We start from the raw sequence: 17,102 nt of genomic DNA on the forward strand, positions 1-17,102 counted from the left end.
TGTTCATTTTCGGGAGTTTAGTCATGAAGCTGCGCTTAATCCTTGCCGCCGCCACCTGCCTTGCATTGCCGATCGCGGCACATGCGCAACCGGTCACCGGCCCTTATGTTAGCCTCGAAGGTGGCACGAGCTTTCTCAACTCAACGAATTACGACAACTGGGCACAGCAGGATTTCGGCCAGTTGCCTGCCGTCCAGGGGCCGACGGGTAAGATTATTTTCCGGCCTTCCTACGCAGGGGCGGTATCCGTAGGTTATGGTTTTGGCAACGGCTTGCGCGTTGAACTCGGCGGCAACCTTTATCGCAATACCGCCGTAAAGGTGAATGAAAACACAACGGCGCTGCCCCTTGGTGTTGCGGCCGTATCACCTGGGTCTATTTCCGGCGGTGCGACCGGCGGTCAGTACACCTATGGCCCGATGCTCAATGTGCTGTATGACATGAATCTCGGCCTGCCGATCTTCCCCTATGTTGGCGTTGGCGTCGGCTATCAATGGGCCAAGCTGCAAAATCATATTTACGACTCGACATTCGTTGACAACTATGAAGGCACCAGGGGCAGCTTCGCCTATCAGATCATCGCCGGCGTATCCTACCCGCTGCCCATGGTTCAGGGCCTTTCCGTTACGGCGGAGTATCGTTTTATGCAGCTCACCGCGAGCCGCAACTACGTGACGACCTACCCCGTGCCGGGTGGCCCGTATGATGGCCCGGTGAAATTCGGCCAGCAGTCCAGCCATACCTTCCTGATCGGCCTGCGTTATCAGTTGTTCAACCCGGCCCCCGCCCCCGCCCCGGCCCCGGCGGTTGCCCCGGTCGCCGCGGCTCCGGCTCCGGCTCCAGCCCGCACCTATCTGGTGTTCTTTGACTGGGATAAGGCAAGCCTGACCCCGCGCGCCACGCAGATCATCGCCCAGGCGGCATCCGACAGCAAAACCCAGGCCACCACGACGATTGACGTGAACGGCTACACCGACACCTCCGGCACCCCGGTCTACAACCAGGGTCTCTCCGTGCGCCGTGCCAAGGCAGTCGCCGCACAGCTGGTGACTGACGGCGTTCCCGCCTCCGAGATCACCACCAAAGGCTTTGGCGACACCAACCTGCTCGTGCCGACCGGCCCGGGCGTGCGTGAGCCGCAAAACCGGCGCGTGGAAATCATCCTCAACTAACCACGATTTATTTGTGGCTAACGGCCCCGGCAGGCAACTGCCGGGGTTTTTTATGGCATCGTGAATGGATGATTTGCCGTAATAAGTTACTCGAATACAACAAAAGCCAAATGTTGCGGCTTCGTCGCTTTTTTTGTTGTTACGCTAACGCCAAAAGCGCTAACCATAAATTGATAATTATTAATCTCTGGGAGGCTTCAATGAAACTGCGCTTAACCTTTGCCGCCGCCACCTGCCTTGCATTGCCGATCGCGGCGCATGCGCAGCCGGTCACCGGCCCTTATGTTAGCCTGGAAGCAGGCACGAGCATCGGAAACCCGGCGGATATCGACTTCCGCGTCACGCAAACTTCACTGTATACATCAAGTTCGGCTGACCTCGCCGGCAAGCGTTACACGCGCCCCGCCCTCGCCGGGGATGCCGCCGTCGGCTACGGATTCGGCAATGGCTGGCGCGTTCAGCTCGACGGTGATTTTCTGCGCAACACCATCGCGAAAATCAACGCCCAATACAGCTTCACCAACACAGGCGCTACCGCCGCTCCCGCTATTTCAGGCAAAGCCCCTGGTATCGAGACGACCTATGGCCCGATGGTCAACGCGCTTTATGACATGAATATCGGCCTGCCGGTGTTCCCCTATGTTGGCGCGGGTGTGGGCTATCAATGGGCAACTCTGCACAACTCGCTGCTCAATCAGGTTTCCCGAAAAAGCGATCTGACCCAGGGCAGCTTTGCCTTTGATGCCATCGCCGGTCTGTCTTATCCGCTGCCGATGGTGCCAGGCCTGTCGCTCACCGCGGAATACCGCTTCATGATGCTGACCCAGACCCGCACGTATTACCGCGCATCTCAGACCTTCAATGGCTATACCGACACGGTCAAGGGCAAGGTCGGTCAGGAGTCGAGCCACACCTTCATGCTCGGTGTGCGCTACCAGCTGTTCAACGCCCCCGCGCCCGCCCCGGCCGTTGCCCCGGCGGCCGCGCCGATGGCCGCCCCAGCCCCAGCCCCGGCCCGCACCTATCTGGTGTTTTTTGACTGGGATAAAGCAACTCTAACCCCGCGCGCGACGCAGATCATCGCCCAGGCGGCTTCCGACAGCAAAACCCAGGCCACCACGACGATTGACGTGAACGGCTATACCGACACCTCCGGCACCCCGGCCTACAACCAGGGTCTCTCCGTGCGCCGTGCCAAGGCAGTCGCCGCACAGCTGGTGACTGACGGCGTTCCCGCCTCCGAGATCACCGTGCAGGGCTTTGGCGACACCAAGCTGCTCGTGCCAACCGGCCCGGGCGTGCGCGAACCGCAAAACCGCCGTGTGGAAATCATCCTCAACTAACCACGGTTTGTTTGAGTCCATCGAACCCCGGCAGGCAATTGCCGGGGTTTTTTGTGGCCACCAGGCCTCGTTGCGAAAAGACAAAACAGCGCAACCAAAAAGTATCCGCGGTAAACTCACAAATTTGTGATTCCTTTTACCCTGTCCAGCCACGGCTTTGTATCCGAAATGATGTTTCAGTATTTATCACCCAGGAGTTTAGCCGTGAAACTGCGTTTAACCCTTGCCGCCGCCACCTGTCTCGCCTTGCCTATCGCTGCGCAGGCGCAGCCCGTCACCGGCCCTTATGTCAGCGCCGAGGGCGGCGCAAACCTGGGCAATTCGTTTAACTACGCTTACTCTCAACTACCCGCTCTCCGTCTGCCAAGCATCCCGAATCTGGGGCTGCGGCCTGGCGGGCAAGCGCCTACCGGTAAATTCGTCACCCGGCCTTCCTATGCCGGCGATATTGCCATCGGCTACGGTTTTGGCAACGGCTTGCGCGTGCAGCTGGACGGTGATTTTCTCCGCAACACCATCAATAAGGACGATCTGAGCAGCGGCCTGGTTACTTATCCGGCGACAGGTGGTATGAACACCTACGGCCCCATGCTGAATGTGCTCTATGACATGAACCTCGGCCTGCCGATCTTCCCCTATGCCGGTGCTGGCGCTGGTTACCAGTGGGCGCGGTTTAACAGCCATATCAGCGATGTCGCCAGCTTCAACCACACGGTTGAAGGCACACGTGGCAGCTTTGCCTATGATTTGATCGCCGGTCTGGCGTATCCGTTGCCGATGGTGCCTGGGCTTTCCCTCACGGCGGAGTATCGCTTCATGCAGCTGACCGCGAGCCGTAATTACGCATCATCATCTCTGCCGCTCGGCGGCGCCTCCGGTGGCCCCGTGAAGATCGGCCAGCAGTCCAGCCACAGCTTTCTGGTTGGCCTGCGCTACCAGCTGTTCAACGCCCCCGCGGCCGCCCCGGCCGTTGCCCCGGCGGCCGCGCCGATGGCCGCCCCCGCGCCTGCACCGGCGCGCACCTATCTGGTGTTTTTTGACTGGGATAAAGCGACTCTAACCCCGCGCGCGACGCAGATCATCGCCCAGGCAGCCTCCGACAGCAAAACCCAGGCCACCACGACGATTGACGTAAACGGCTACACCGACACCTCGGGCACCCCGGCCTACAACCAGGGTCTCTCGGTGCGCCGCGCCAAGGCAGTCGCCGCACAGCTGGTGACTGACGGCGTTCCCGCCTCCGAGATCACCGCCCAGGGCTTTGGCGACACCAAACTGCTGGTGCCAACCGGCCCGGGCGTGCGCGAGCCGCAAAACCGCCGTGTGGAAATCATCCTCAACTAACTACGTTTTTTTGAATCCATCGAACCCCGGCGGGAAACTGCCGGGGGTTTTTTATGCCTCACGTGAGCTGCGCCACCCGCGCCCGCAGCCGGGGCAGAATTTCAGCGCCGAACCAGGGGTTTTTCGCCTCCCAGAAGGCGGTGCGCCAGGAGGGATGCGGCAGCGCCAGGAAGCGGGGATGCGCCGCCTGATCGCGGACGTTTTCGGTCATGCTGGCGGGGCCGAGATAGCGTTTTTGCGCGTATGAACCCACCAGCAGGGTGAGCTGGAGCTGCGGCATCAGGGCCAGAAACTTCCCATGCCATGCCGGCGCGCACTCGGGCCGTGGCGGCGCATCGCCCCCGCTGGGCAGCGTGCCAGGGTAGCAGAAGCCCATCGGCATGATGGCGATGCGGGACTCGTCGTAGAAGATGTCGGGGCCGATGCCCATCCAGCCGCGCAGGCGCTCGCCGGAGGCGTCGTTCCATGGGATACCGCTGGCGTGCACCTTGGTGCCGGGCGCCTGGCCGATGATGAGCAGTTTCGCCGTGACGGAGACCCGGAACACCGGGCGCGGGCCAAGGGGCAGGTGGGCGGCGCAGAGCGTGCAGGCGCGGGCCTGCGCCGCGAGGGTTGCAAGTGCCGTGGACAGGGGCTCAGGCCCCTGCCCTGTTCAGCGGTTCAGAACGGGATTTCATCATCCATGTCATTGCCCGGCCGCGTATCCCAGCCGCCGGTGGCGCGCGGGGCGGGGGCGGAACGCGCAGGAGCGGCGGCGCGGGGTTCGCGCGGTTCATAGTCGCCGCCGGCGTTGGGGTTCTTGTCCAGCAGCACCAGCTCGCCGCCGAAGCGGCCGATCATCACCTCGGTGGTGTATTTCTCCTGGCCATCCTGCCCGGTCCACTTGCGGGTCTGCAATTTGCCCTCGATGTAAACCTTCGAGCCTTTGCGCAGATATTTCTCCGCGACCTCGCCCAGCCGGTCGTTCATGATGACCACGCGGTGCCACTCGGTCTGCTCCTTGCGCTCGCCGCTGGCCTTGTCGTTCCACGTATCGGAGGTGGCGACGGCGAGGTTGACGATCTTCAGCCCCGATTGCGCGTTGCGCACTTCCGGGTCTTTCCCGAGATTGCCCACCAGAATCACTTTATTGACACTACCGGCCACATGGCCCTCCTCTACTTTAGATTGTCATCTAGAGTAACGCATTATTTGCATTCCGGCCAGACGAAGAGTTTGCATTCTAGCGGGCGACACCATATCTTACAAGAACAATACACGAACATTTGGTGCGAGAATGGCTGAACAAAAAAACGCGGGCTTTATCACGGTCCGCGGTGCGCGCGAACATAACCTGAAGAACATCGACATTGCGATTCCGCGTGAGCAGCTCACCGTCATTACCGGGCTTTCCGGTTCGGGCAAATCCTCGCTGGCGTTCGATACGATTTATGCCGAAGGGCAGCGCCGGTATGTCGAGAGTCTGTCATCCTACGCGCGGCAGTTTTTAGAGCTGATGGGCAAGCCGGATGTGGACTCAATCGAGGGCTTATCGCCCGCGATTTCCATCGAGCAGAAAACCACCTCGAAGAATCCACGCTCCACGGTCGGCACGGTGACGGAAATTCACGATTATATGCGGCTTTTATGGGCGCGCGCGGGGGTGCCGTATTCACCCGCCACCGGCCTGCCGATTGAGGCGCAGAGCGTGGCGCAAATGGTGGACCGCGTGATGGCGATGAAGGAAGGTGCCAAGCTGCTGCTGCTGGCGCCGGTGATCCGCGACCGCAAGGGCGAGTATAAAAAAGAACTGGCCGAGCTGCAGCGCAAGGGTTTCACGCGCGCGAAGGTTGATGGAAAACTCTATGAGATCGACCAGGTTTCCGCGCTCAACAAAAAGCTGAAACATGAGATCGAGGCGGTGGTTGACCGCATTGTGGTGAAGCCCGGGCTGGAGAAGCGGCTGGCGGATTCGTTTGAGACCGCCTTGGGACTTTCCGACGGCATCGTGTATGCCGAGGGGGCTGATGACGGCGTGCGCACAGTGTTCTCCTCGCGCTTCGCCTGCCCGGTGAGCGGCTTCACCATCGAGGAGATCGAGCCGCGGCTGTTCAGCTTCAACTCGCCGCACGGCGCCTGCCCGGTGTGTGACGGCTTGGGGCATGAGGTGTTTTTTGACCCGCATCTGGTGGTGCCTGACGAGCAGCGCTCGCTGGAGGATGGCGCGGTGATGCCCTGGGTGAATTCGCTCTCGCCCTATTACACGCAAACCCTGGCCAGCCTGGCCAAGCATTTCAAAATAAAGATGACCACCCCTTGGGAGAAACTGCCCGAGGCGGTGCGCGATGCGATTTTATACGGCACCGGCAAAACCGAGGTGGCGTTTTCCTACAAGGACAGCACGCGCGCCTACACGGTGACGAAAGCGTTTGAAGGCGTCATCAAGAATCTTGAACGCCGCCTGCGCGAAACTGATTCCGCGTGGACGCGCGAGGAACTCTCCCGCTACCATGCCGAGCGCCCCTGCGGCACTTGCCACGGCGCGCGGCTGAAGCCAGAGGCGCTGGCCGTGCGGGTCGCGGGGAAAAACCTGGCCGAGGTGGCGGAGCTTTCCATCTCCGGCGCGCGGGAATGGTTTGAGGGCGTGGCCGCCACGCTGACGCCGCAGCGGCTTGAAATTGCCCGGCGGATATTGCGCGAGATCAACGAGCGTTTGCAATTTCTGCTGGATGTGGGGTTGAATTATCTAACCCTGGCGCGCGGCTCGGCGACACTTTCGGGCGGCGAGAGCCAGCGGATCCGCCTGGCCAGCCAGATCGGCTCGGGGCTGACCGGCGTGTTGTATGTGCTGGACGAACCAAGCATCGGCCTGCACCAGCGCGATAACGAGAGATTGTTGGGTACGCTGCAGCGTTTGAAACGCCTGGGAAACACCGTGCTGGTGGTGGAGCATGACGAGGATGCGATCCGCGCGGCGGATCATCTGATCGACATGGGGCCGCTGGCGGGCATGGGCGGCGGGTATGTGGTAGCGCAGGGCACGCCGGCGGAGGTTGCGGCGAACCCGAAATCCATAACCGGGGATTATCTCTCAGGCCGGCGCGCGATTCCCGTGCCTCACCCGAGGCGGGAGGTGAAGAGCAGCCGCATTTTGAAGGTTATAGGTGCTACCGGCAACAACCTGAAAAACGTGTCGGCAGAATTCCCCCTCGGCGTGTTCACCTGCATCACCGGCGTCTCGGGCGGGGGCAAATCGACCCTGGTGGTGGATACGCTCTACAAAGCCGTCTCGCGCCGCTTGATGGGCTCCGGCGAGGTGCCCAGCCCGTTTGAGCGGCTGGAGGGGCTGGAACAGCTCGACAAGATCATCGACATCGACCAATCGCCGATCGGGCGCACGCCGCGCTCCAACCCCGCCACTTATACCGATTTATTCGCGCCGATCCGCGACTGGTTTGCCGAAATGCCAGAGGCGCGCACACGCGGATACAAGCCAGGGCGGTTTTCGTTCAATGTGAAAGGCGGGCGCTGCGAGGCCTGCCAGGGCGACGGGGTGTTGAAGATCGAGATGCACTTCCTGCCCGATGTGTTCGTCACCTGCGATACCTGCAAGGGCAAGCGCTATAACCGCGAGACGCTGGAGGTGAAGTTCCGCGAAAAATCCATCGCCGATGTGCTGGATATGACGGTGGACGAAGCGCAGGGGTTTTTCAAGGCCGTGCCAAAAATCCATGACCGGCTCTCGCTGCTTAGCAAAGTCGGGCTTGGCTACATCAAGCTTGGCCAACAGGCGACCACACTCTCAGGCGGCGAGGCGCAGCGCATAAAGCTGGCGAAGGAGCTGGCCAAGCGCCCCACCGGGCGCACGCTCTATATTCTCGACGAACCCACCACCGGGCTGCATTTCGAGGATATCCGCAAGTTGCTGGAAGTTTTGCATGCGCTGGTGGATACGGGCAACACCATCATCGTCATCGAACATAATCTGGAAGTGATCAAAACCGCCGATCATGTCATCGACCTGGGGCCGGAAGGCGGCGATGGCGGCGGGCGCATCGTCGCTACTGGAACACCGGAGGATATCGCCGCCAACAAGGCGAGCCACACCGGGCGCTTTCTGGCGCCGCTGCTAACGGAAAAACCTGCCAGGCCGCGCCGGAAAGCAACGGCATAGACCATGCGCGCGCATCAGATGGATTCTATGGATTTGATGATTTCGTATTGCACCTCTTCGTCCTGGAGTTCGAGGTTGCACTGAATGGTATCAACGAAATCACCAAAACGCTGTTTGATTTTCGGCGCGATGTCTTTCGGTTCGCCCATGACGGTGAAGGTATCGAGCATCTCATCGGTAATCGGCGCGCCGAGTTCGCTCCAGCGGCCTTCCTTCGTCATTTTTTTCACCTCCTGATGGAGCGCGCCCCAGCCGTGCAATTCCAATTGCACCTGATAGGCGGGCGTGGAAGCGTAGAAGCCGATGCGGTGGCGATGCCAGGCAATGTTCTTTTTATATTCCTCCTCATTCGAGCCGGTGGCGATGAAAATGGGGTACACGAATTCAAAGCTGGAACGCGGCTTGTTCTGTTCTCTTAAAATCTGTTCGATCGGCGCGAGGTTGATTTCCCGCAGCGATTTTTCGGAGACAAAAGAATGCGTGATGACACCGCTCGCCACCTCGGCGGCGAGCCTGTTCATGCCGGGGCCAACCGCGCCGAGGTGAATTTTTGGCCGGCCGAAGCCTTCGATATAAGGGATGAACTCAGGCGAGATGAGCGTATGTTTGTAGGTTTCCCCTTCAAAGTTCAAAGGCCCGCCGCTCTCGAATGCATCCCAGATGGCATGCAGCGCGGCGATATATTCACGCATCTGCGACACTGGCTTATCCGTCCACGGCATGCCGAAACGGCGCACGATATGCGGCCTGATCTGCGAGGCCATGCCAAGCGTGAAATTGCCCTGGCAATATTGGTTGAGGGAGTAGGACTCCATCGCCATGACCATCGGCGTTTTGGAGAAGGCCACCGCGATGGAGGTGGAAAGTGCGATGCCGCGGTTCTGCGTCGCGCACATCAGCGGCGCGAAGAAGGGGTTCGATTTGTTCTCGAAACCGAAAAATCCTTTGTAACCAAGTGCTACTTTCCGGTTGAAGTCGGGGATCACGTCTTTCAGATTGTTTCGTAGCCGTTGTGTAACCTTCACCGCCGTCCTCCTGGCAATTCATGCTTTGGCTGCGAGCCTAGCTTCAATTCCCGCGGCTGAGAAGCCGGTATTTTATTTTCCCCTGAAAAAACCAACAAACTCTGTCAGTACATCTGTCTTATCCGGGTAACTCCATGAGCTTGCCGCACACCCGCATCATGCCGCTGCGCAGGTGTCCGAGCGAGGCGGCGAAACGGATATCCTTGAAATTGCCGCCGTTCAGGCCCGCCACGGCCTGAAAGCCCATGACGGCGAGCCGCAACTGGCCCCAGAAGATGTAGAAATCCAACGTTGCCTGCGCGGGCACGGTGCCGCCGGCCTGACGATACTGGTCGAGAAAATAGTCGAAGCTCGCGGTGTTTTCAGCCGAATAATAGAAATAGCCGAGATCGGCGGCCGGGGTGCCGATATGCGCGAACTCCCAGTCCACCACGGCCAGCAGGCGATCGCCCTCGATCATCATGTTATTAAAATTATAGTCGTTATGGATAATCGCCTCAGGCCCGTGCGCGGCGGCCAGATTGCGCCGCACCCAGGCAAAGCCCGCCTCCAGCGCCGGGCTGACGGCACCGAGCGCCTGCCAGTCACGGTAATAAGCATCCACCTCGCGCATGATATGCGGACCAGCGGGTTGCAGGCCGCGCAACCCCTCCAGCCTCACCCGATGGATGCCCGCCAGGGCGTGCGCAATATCAGCCACCAGCGCCGGGTTGCGCGGCGGGGAGACGTAATTGCCGCCCACCGCGCCGCCGTTCACTTTTGCCGAGACCAGAAATTTTTGCCCGAGCACGCGCCCGCTGCCTTCCAGCGCAAAGGGCTGCGCAATGCGCGCGCCATGCGCCGCAAGCTGGCGGAGCCAGGGGAATTCATCGCTCACCGTGGTGCCAAGATAGTTGAAAGGCTGGTCGATGCGCAGCGCGATTTCCGCCGGGAGCGTGCGGTTGCCTTGCAGGCTGACCAGCACGGTCTTTTTGGAAAACCCGCGCGAGACGACGCGCGCGGCAACCACTCTGACCCCTGCTTCGCCCGGCAGGGTGGCGAGGTAGGTTTGCAGCGCGGCAGTGTCAATTCTCTCAGCCGGGGCGCCGCTCTCCAGGGCCACGGACTGCGCCGCCACGGCGCTCTGGTAGCCCTGCCAATAGCTTAAATCAGCGCCCGCCGCGCCTGATGTGTTGAGCGCCGCATCGCGCGCTTGCGCCAGCGCGGGGAGCACGCCCTGTTGCACCAGCATATCGTCCAGCAGGCTCACAACAGGGCCGAGGGCCGCCGCCTGTTCATGCGCGCCAAGTTTTTCGCGCACATCGCGGCAGGTGTCGCGCAGGAGGCGCAGATTGTTTTCCAGCGCGCTCATGCCGGCAGCGCCGCGCTGGCGCCGATCTCCACCAGAGCGATGCCGAGGTCAGGCGAATCCTCCAGGGTGACAGGGCAGAAATTCTCGACAATGCGATAGGCCGGGCGGCCGGGTGCGGCCTCCGAGACCAGCGGCACCGCGCCGTGGCGGCCGGCCACGCTGGAGCGCAACACGAATCGCTGGCCGTAAACATCCGTCACATCATGCACCACGGCGGCGGGCATACCATCCGGCCCCGCGCCTTCAAAGCGCACCTCGATGCGGCGCAGCGCCCGCGGGCCGTCAGCGTCGGTTACGTAGCCCTCTTTCGCGGTTATGCCGGGGCGCGCCTGCGAGGACAGCACCTTGATGCCGAACGCGCGCTCGGGAAAGACGAAACCGCACCATACATGCTTGGCCACACCGGCATCGCTGCGCATCACCCAGCTGTGGTCCCGGTAGCCGGAGCCGTTAATGTTGATGGTCTCGCCAGCGAGTTTAACAAACCCGGAGGCGCGCAGCGCCTGCTGCTGGTGGTTATAGGGCAGATTGTAGCCCAATGTGCTCACTTCGCGGAAGGAGACCAGCTCCGGCGCCGCCGTTGCGCATGCGGAAAAATCGAAGGTGGGGAAATGCGCGTGGAAATCAAGCTCGGCCTCAAGCGCATCGGTGCGCAGCCGCACCTGAAAATGCTGGTGCGGCTTGAGGAAACGCAGGGTTAGTTTGCCATCGGAGAGTTGGCGCGCCATCTCAAAATCAGCGGGCAGCGGGGTCTCGCCGTGGTACTCATAGGCTTTGCCGCGAATGGTGAGGTTGCAGGTGAAACGCGAACGGTTGAAGCCGGGTTCGTTGTTGAAATGCAAAATGCCGAAAACGCCGCTGCCTGGGTCCATGAGAATGAAAAAGTAATTCTCCTTCCAGCGCAGATACGCGATGGGCGGGATCGGGTGCGGGTAGTCATCATGCGTGGTGGTCATGTTTCCTGGCGCTCCGGCGGCATTTTTTAGTTTGCTGCGACACTCGGGCGGAAGGTTTCCATGGATCAGGCAGCCGGACAAGGCAGGGGGCCTGACCTTAAATCAAGCCCGTTGCAAGAAACTTCCCATTTGCGCTGGGATGGAGGCGGGAAGCCGGAAAAAACCGGCCTACTTGGTGGCGGCCGCAACCTCCACGGCGGAAATTTCCGCCGCCGGTGCGCCATACACCGTGCCCGCGCGCTTCAGGAATGCCGCGACCATGCGATGCACCGCCTCGGTGAACACCGCGCCGATGGCTTTTTGCAGGATGATGTTGCGGAATTCGAAATCCACGTAAAAATCCACCAGGCAGCCTTGCGCGTGCGGCGCGAAGTGCCAGCGGTTATTCAGATATTTGAACGGGCCGTTCTGGTATTGCACCTTGATCTCGCAAACACCTTCGGCGTCCTGCGGGAGAATCGTCACGCGGGAGGTGAAGCTCTCGCGGAACGGGCCGAAGCCGATGCTCAAATCAGCGATCAGCACATTATCAACATGGCTGCGAATACGCGCACCGGCGCACCACGGCAAAAACTGCGGGTATTTACCAACATCGGCCACCAGCGCCGAGAGCTGCGCCGGCGTGTAGGGGACGATTTTTTTCTCGGTATAGGTAGGCATCACGCAACCAGCTTACGGGCGCGCGCCTCACGCAGGGCGGCGAAGTCTGAGTCCGCGTGGTAGGAGCTGCGGGTGAGCGGCGTCGCCGAGACCTGCAGGAAGCCCTTGACGCGCGCCATCAGCGCGTATTCCTCGAACTCCTCCGGCGTCACGAAGCGGTCCACCGCCGCGTGCTTCACCGTGGGTTGCAAATATTGGCCGATGGTGAGGAAATCGACATCGGCGATGCGCAGATCGTCCATCACCTGGCCGATTTCCGGCTTGGCCTCGCCCAGCCCGACCATGAGGCCGGATTTGGTGAAGATATTGGGGTCAAGCTGCTTCACCCGGTCAAGCAGGCGCAAGGATTGATAGTAACGCGCGCCGGGGCGGATGGAGGGGTAGAGCCGGGGCACGGTTTCCAGATTGTGGTTGAACACGTCCGGCCGGGCCGCGACGACAATTTCCAGCGCGCCGGGCTTGCGTAAAAAATCAGGCGTGAGAATTTCGATGGTGGTGCCGGGCGCCGCCGCGCGCACCGCGGCAATCACCGCGGCAAAATGCGCGGCCCCGCCGTCGGCCACGTCATCACGGTCCACCGAGGTGATAACCACATGGCGCAGGCCCAGCGTGGCGACGGCCTCGGCCACGCGGCGGGGTTCATCGGCATCCAGCGCGGCGGGAACGCCAGTGCTCACATTGCAGAAGGCACAGGCGCGGGTGCAGATCTCGCCCATAATCATCATGGTGGCGTGGCGCTGCGACCAGCATTCGCCGATGTTGGGGCAGGCGGCTTCCTCGCACACGGTGGAGAGCTTCTTCTCGCGCATCAGCTCCCGCGTCTCATGATACACGGCGCTGGTAGGCGCCTTCACCCGAATCCAGGCCGGTTTGCGGCTGATCGGATTATCCGGGCGGCCCTGTTTCTCCGGGTGGCGGACGCGGTGGTCGATCTCGATACGGGTGCTCATGGCGTGCTTTCTATCAGTGCCCGGTAAAACCCCCAAGCGCCGGGCGCCTGGGGGGCGTGGGCACTAGAAGTGTATAACCTGACCGTAGGCGTCAAGCACCGACTCATGCATGGCTTCACTGATGGTCGGGTGGGGGAAGACGGTGTGCATCAGCTCCGCCTCGGTGGTCTCGAGCTGCCGGGCGATGACATAACCCTGGATCATCTCCGTCACCTCCGCGCCGATCATATGCGCGCCCAGCATTGCCCCGGTTTTGGCATCGAAGATGGTCTTTATCAGCCCTTCCGGCTCGCCCATGGCGATTGCCTTGCCGTTGCCGATGAAGGGAAAACGGCCAATCTTCAGCTCATAGCCCGCCTCTTTCGCCTTCGCCTCGGTCAGCCCCACGCTGGCCACCTGCGGGCGGCAATAGGTGCAGCCGGGGATGTTACCGGTCTCGAAGGGGTGCGGATTCTTGCCCGCGATGTACTCGACGCAGACCACCCCCTCATGGCTGGCCTTATGCGCGAGCCAGGGCGGCCCGGCGACATCGCCGATGGCATAAACCCCCGGCTCGCCGGTGCGCCCAAAGCCATCCACCACGATATGCGTGCGCTCCACCTTCACCTTGGTGCCCTCAAGGCCGAGGTTCTCGACATTGCCGACGATGCCGGCCGCCGAAATCACACGGTCCACGGTGATCTGCTGCTCCTTGCCGCCCGCTTCCACGGTCACGGTCACATTGTCAGCGCCTTTCACCACGCCCTTCACATTGGCGGAGGTGATGATCTTCATGCCCTGCTTCTCGAAGGATTTGCGGGCCAAAGCGGAGATTTCAGCATCCTCCACCGGCAGCACGCGGTCCAGCATCTCCACCACGGTCACCTCGGCGCCCATGTTGCGGTAGAAGCTGGCGAACTCGATGCCGATGGCGCCCGAGCCGATGACCAGCAGCGACTTCGGCATGGCGGCTGGCACCATGGCCTCGAAATAGGACCAGATGAGCTTGCCATCGGCCTCGATGCCGGGGATCTGGCGCGGCCGCGCCCCGGTGGCGAGGATGATGTGCGGCGCGTGCAGCATGGCCTTCGGCTTGCCGTCCGCTCCGCTCACCGCCAGGTGCCCGCCGCCGGTGAGCCGGCCGAAGCCGTCCACCACGGTCACCTTGTTCTTCTTGAGCAGATGCGCGATGCCCGAGGAGAGCTGCTTGGACACGCCGCGCGAGCGTTTCACGATCTTGTCCAGGTCAAACTGGATGTTATCGGCCGAAAACCCGAACTCGCCCAGGTTATGCAACAGGTGGTTCACCTCCGAGGAGCGCAGCAGCGCCTTGGTGGGGATGCAACCCCAGTTGAGGCAGATGCCGCCCAGATGCTTGGCCTCCACCACCGCCACCTTCAGCTTGAGCTGGGCGGCGCGGATCGCCGCGACATAACCACCCGGCCCACCGCCGACAACTATCAGATCAAATTCATCCGCCATGGCTGGCTCCTATCATTATATGCCGTAACCAGGGAGCTTGCCCCAGATCGAAAATCATTCCCAGTTAGCTAAAGTAGCAGGCCCATCGGGTCTTCCAGCAGACCCTTGAGCGTGGCAAGGAATTGCGCGCCCAGCGCACCGTCCACCACGCGGTGGTCGACCGAGAGGGTCACGGTCATCATCGTGGCGATGACGATCTGGTCATCCTTCACAACCGCGCGCTTCTCGCCCGCGCCCACGGCCAAAATCGCGCCCTGCGGCGGATTGATGATCGCGGTGAAGTCAGGGATGCCGAACATGCCCAGGTTGGAGATGGAGAAGCCGCCGCCCTGGAACTCCTCGGGCTTGAGCTTGCCGGCCTTCGCCCGCGCGCCCAGATCCTTCATCGCATTGCTGATGGAGGGCAGGCCCCGCTCATCGGCCTTGCGGATGATCGGGGTGATCAGCCCGTCAGGAATGGCGACGGCGATCGAGATGTCCACATCGTCATAGAGCAAAATGGCGTCTTCGGTGTAGCTGGCGTTCACATTCGGGTGGCGGCGCAGCGCCAGGGCGCAGCCCTTGATGATAAGGTCATTGACCGAAAGCTTGAAGCTGCCCGGGCCCTCCTTGGGGGAGCGCGCGTTCAGCTCGGCGCGCAGTTTTAGCAGCTCGTCGATCTCGATATGGCTGTTGAGATAAAAATGCGGCACGCTCTGCTTGGATTCCGTGAGGCGCCGGGCGATGACCTTGCGCATGGTGGAATTGGGCACCGCCTTATAGGCGCCGGTGATAACCGGCGCCGGGGCCGCGGGCTTGGGCGCGGGCGCCGCTGCCATGGGGGCGGGTGCCGCCGCCACCGCCGGAGCGGGGGCCGCCGCCGGGGCCTTGTCCAGATCAGCCTTTACGATCCGCCCGTTCGGGCCGGAGCCTTTGATGCCGGCCAGATCCACCCCAGCCTGCTTGGCCATGCGCCGGGCCAGCGGAGAGGCAAAAACCCTCTCATCGTTCGCCGCAGCCGGGGCCGCGGCCGCCACCACAGGCGCGGCCACGGCAGCAGCCACGGGCGCCGCCGCCACGGGGGCAGGCGCAGCCGCCTTGGGTGCCGATATCGCCTCGCCCTTGGTCGCGGTGAGAATGGCGATAACCTCGTTCACCGCCACGCCGTCCGTGCCGTCGGGCACCAGGATTTTGGCGATAAAGCCTTCATCCACGGCTTCCACTTCCATGGTCGCCTTGTCGGTCTCGATCTCGGCCAGAATATCGCCGGATTTAACCTCATCGCCCTCTTTTTTCAGCCATTTCGCGAGCTTGCCCGTGGTCATGGTGGGCGAGAGAGCCGGCATCAGAATATTGGTGGACATGTTTCGCCCTCCTCAAAAAAGTTTCTTGACCGCGTCCACCACCCAGTTGGGTTGCGGCAGCGCGAGTTTTTCCAGATTTGCGGCATAGGGCATCGGCACATCCAGCCCAGCCACGCGCACCGGCGGGGCGTCCAGCCAGTCGAAGCAATGCTCCACCACGGTCATGCAGATTTCCGAGCCGATGCCGGCGAACGGCCAGCCCTCTTCCACGCTCACCACGCGGCTGGTTTTCTTCACGCTGGCGATGATGGTCTCGATATCCAGCGGGCGGATGGTGCGCAGGTTGATGACCTCGGCGGAAATCCCCTGTTCGGCCAGCGCCTCGGCCGCCTTCAGCGCGACATCGACCATGATCGAGAAGGCGATGATGGTCACATCCGACCCGGCGCGCTCGATCTTCGCCTTGCCGATGGGCAGGATGAAATCCTCCGAAACCGGGCAATCAAAGGTCTGGCCGTAGAGGATCTCGTTCTCCAGGAAGATGACCGGGTTGGGATCGCGGATGGCCGCGCGCATCAGCCCCTTGGCATCGGCCGCCGACCACGGCGCCACCACCTTCAGCCCCGGGCAATGCGCGTACCACGAGGCATAGCACTGCGAGTGTTGCGCCCCCACGCGCGCCGCCGCCCCGTTGGGGCCGCGGAAGACGATGGGGCAGCCCATCTGCCCGCCCGACATATACAAGGTTTTGGCGGCGGAGTTGATGATCTGGTCGATCGCCTGCATGGCGAAGTTGAAGGTCATGAACTCAACGATCGGCTTCAGCCCGTTCATCGCCGCGCCCACGGCCATGCCGGTGAACCCATGTTCGGTGATCGGCGTGTCGATGACCCGGCGCGGGCCGAATTCGTCCAGCATGCCCTGGCTGATTTTATACGCGCCCTGATACTGCGCGACTTCCTCGCCCATCAGGAACACATCGGCATCGGCGCGCATCTCCAGCACCATGCCCTCGCGCAACGCCTCGCGCACGGTGGTGGGCTTGGTCTCGCCCCACGCCGGCTCGCTGAGATTTTGCGGCGCGGCCACCGGCTTTGCCACCGCGGGGGCGGCTGGCGCGGGAGCGGCGGGCGCGGCTTTGGGCGCCGGGGCGGCGCTCGCCTCATCGGCGTTCAGCACGGCGATAACGGCATTCACCGCAACACCTTCGGTGCCCTCGGGCACCACAATCTTCGAGAGCACGCCCTCATCAACCGCCTCCACCTCCATGGTGGCCTTGTCGGTCTCGATCTCGGCCAGCACATCGCCGGATTTCACATTATCGCCCGGCTGCTTGAGCCATTTGCTCAATTTGCCCGAGGTCATGGTGGGCGAGAGGGCGGGCATCAGAATATCGGTCGCCAT

The 17,102-nt window shown here is 62.0% G+C and carries 14 protein-coding genes; 4 read left to right on the forward strand and 10 right to left on the reverse strand.

Translation table 11 applies throughout. The annotated features are described in order from the left end of the window. Positions 1-23 precede the first annotated feature (23 nt). The 3 genes from QQJ84_RS18365 to QQJ84_RS18375 all read left to right on the forward strand — a co-directional run bounded on the left by QQJ84_RS18365 (position 24) and on the right by QQJ84_RS18375 (position 3,859). Positions 24-1,172, forward strand: a complete 1,149-nt coding sequence (locus tag QQJ84_RS18365; protein ID WP_284259783.1) for an OmpA family protein — start codon at positions 24-26, stop codon at positions 1,170-1,172. A gap of 200 nt (positions 1,173-1,372) precedes the next feature. Further along, positions 1,373-2,515, forward strand: a complete 1,143-nt coding sequence (locus tag QQJ84_RS18370; protein WP_284259784.1) for an OmpA family protein — start codon at positions 1,373-1,375, stop codon at positions 2,513-2,515. Positions 2,516-2,719: 204 nt separating this feature from the next. Beyond that, complete coding sequence (locus QQJ84_RS18375) at positions 2,720-3,859, forward strand: OmpA family protein (RefSeq protein ID WP_284259785.1); 1,140 nt, start codon at positions 2,720-2,722, stop codon at positions 3,857-3,859. 58 nt (positions 3,860-3,917) lie between these two features. Here QQJ84_RS18375 and QQJ84_RS18380 read toward each other — a convergent pair whose 3' ends face one another. Both QQJ84_RS18380 and ssb read right to left on the reverse strand, forming a co-directional pair. Then, on the reverse strand, positions 3,918-4,406 hold the full coding sequence (locus tag QQJ84_RS18380) for a uracil-DNA glycosylase family protein (RefSeq protein ID WP_456304819.1): 489 nt from the start codon (positions 4,404-4,406) through the stop codon (positions 3,918-3,920). A 113-nt stretch (positions 4,407-4,519) separates the two neighbouring features. Beyond that, a complete protein-coding gene (gene ssb / locus QQJ84_RS18385; protein ID WP_284259786.1) occupies positions 4,520-5,005 on the reverse strand; it encodes a single-stranded DNA-binding protein in 486 nt (161 codons plus the stop codon). Between the two features lie 130 nt (positions 5,006-5,135). On the opposite strand from ssb, the gene uvrA reads away from it, so the two are divergent. Beyond that, the gene (uvrA, locus tag QQJ84_RS18390; protein ID WP_284259787.1) at positions 5,136-8,012 is read left to right on the forward strand and encodes an excinuclease ABC subunit UvrA; all 2,877 of its coding nucleotides are present in this window, start codon (positions 5,136-5,138) and stop codon (positions 8,010-8,012) included. A gap of 14 nt (positions 8,013-8,026) precedes the next feature. Here the strand turns inward: uvrA and QQJ84_RS18395 are convergent, their stop codons facing one another. The 8 genes from QQJ84_RS18395 to QQJ84_RS18430 form a co-directional block, all read right to left on the reverse strand. Further along, positions 8,027-9,037, reverse strand: coding sequence for a TIGR03617 family F420-dependent LLM class oxidoreductase (locus QQJ84_RS18395; RefSeq protein WP_284259788.1), 1,011 nt, complete (start codon positions 9,035-9,037; stop codon positions 8,027-8,029). Positions 9,038-9,155: 118 nt separating this feature from the next. Further along, entirely contained in the window at positions 9,156-10,388 is a 1,233-nt protein-coding gene (locus QQJ84_RS18400) for a phosphotransferase family protein (protein ID WP_284259789.1), read from the reverse strand. Continuing rightward, on the reverse strand, positions 10,385-11,344 hold the full coding sequence (locus QQJ84_RS18405) for a hypothetical protein (RefSeq protein WP_284259790.1): 960 nt from the start codon (positions 11,342-11,344) through the stop codon (positions 10,385-10,387). The genes QQJ84_RS18400 and QQJ84_RS18405 overlap by 4 nt, the downstream gene beginning before the upstream one ends. A 168-nt stretch (positions 11,345-11,512) precedes the next feature. Further along, on the reverse strand, positions 11,513-12,004 hold the full coding sequence (locus tag QQJ84_RS18410; protein ID WP_284259791.1) for a type II toxin-antitoxin system RatA family toxin: 492 nt from the start codon (positions 12,002-12,004) through the stop codon (positions 11,513-11,515). Next, positions 12,004-12,954, reverse strand: a complete 951-nt coding sequence (gene lipA / locus QQJ84_RS18415) for a lipoyl synthase (protein ID WP_284259792.1) — start codon at positions 12,952-12,954, stop codon at positions 12,004-12,006. Before lipA ends, QQJ84_RS18410 begins: the two co-directional genes overlap by 1 nt. 63 nt (positions 12,955-13,017) lie before the next feature. Then, a complete protein-coding gene (lpdA, locus tag QQJ84_RS18420) occupies positions 13,018-14,415 on the reverse strand; it encodes a dihydrolipoyl dehydrogenase (protein ID WP_284259793.1) in 1,398 nt (465 codons plus the stop codon). A 68-nt stretch (positions 14,416-14,483) separates the two neighbouring features. Beyond that, a complete protein-coding gene (locus QQJ84_RS18425) occupies positions 14,484-15,758 on the reverse strand; it encodes a pyruvate dehydrogenase complex dihydrolipoamide acetyltransferase (protein WP_284259794.1) in 1,275 nt (424 codons plus the stop codon). A 12-nt stretch (positions 15,759-15,770) separates the two neighbouring features. Then, positions 15,771-17,102, reverse strand: a complete 1,332-nt coding sequence (locus tag QQJ84_RS18430) for a pyruvate dehydrogenase complex E1 component subunit beta (RefSeq protein ID WP_284259795.1) — start codon at positions 17,100-17,102, stop codon at positions 15,771-15,773.

This window comes from Acidocella aquatica, from assembly GCF_030160635.1.
Taxonomy (GTDB): Bacteria; Pseudomonadota; Alphaproteobacteria; order Acetobacterales; family Acetobacteraceae; genus Acidocella; species Acidocella aquatica.

What these genes read in the sequence shown, in the direction of transcription:
- QQJ84_RS18365 (WP_284259783.1), top strand. Translation starts at nt 24, where the DNA reads ATGAAGCTGCGCTTAATCCTTGCCGCCGCCACCTGCCTTGCATTGCCG.
- QQJ84_RS18370 (WP_284259784.1), top strand. Translation starts at nt 1,373, where the DNA reads ATGAAACTGCGCTTAACCTTTGCCGCCGCCACCTGCCTTGCATTGCCG.
- uvrA (WP_284259787.1), top strand. Translation starts at nt 5,136, where the DNA reads ATGGCTGAACAAAAAAACGCGGGCTTTATCACGGTCCGCGGTGCGCGC.
- QQJ84_RS18400 (WP_284259789.1), bottom strand. Translation starts at nt 10,388, where the DNA reads ATGAGCGCGCTGGAAAACAATCTGCGCCTCCTGCGCGACACCTGCCGC.
- QQJ84_RS18405 (WP_284259790.1), bottom strand. Translation starts at nt 11,344, where the DNA reads ATGACCACCACGCATGATGACTACCCGCACCCGATCCCGCCCATCGCG.
- QQJ84_RS18410 (WP_284259791.1), bottom strand. Translation starts at nt 12,004, where the DNA reads ATGCCTACCTATACCGAGAAAAAAATCGTCCCCTACACGCCGGCGCAG.
- lipA (WP_284259792.1), bottom strand. Translation starts at nt 12,954, where the DNA reads ATGAGCACCCGTATCGAGATCGACCACCGCGTCCGCCACCCGGAGAAA.
- lpdA (WP_284259793.1), bottom strand. Translation starts at nt 14,415, where the DNA reads ATGGCGGATGAATTTGATCTGATAGTTGTCGGCGGTGGGCCGGGTGGT.
- QQJ84_RS18425 (WP_284259794.1), bottom strand. Translation starts at nt 15,758, where the DNA reads ATGTCCACCAATATTCTGATGCCGGCTCTCTCGCCCACCATGACCACG.
- QQJ84_RS18430 (WP_284259795.1), bottom strand. Translation starts at nt 17,102, where the DNA reads ATGGCGACCGATATTCTGATGCCCGCCCTCTCGCCCACCATGACCTCG.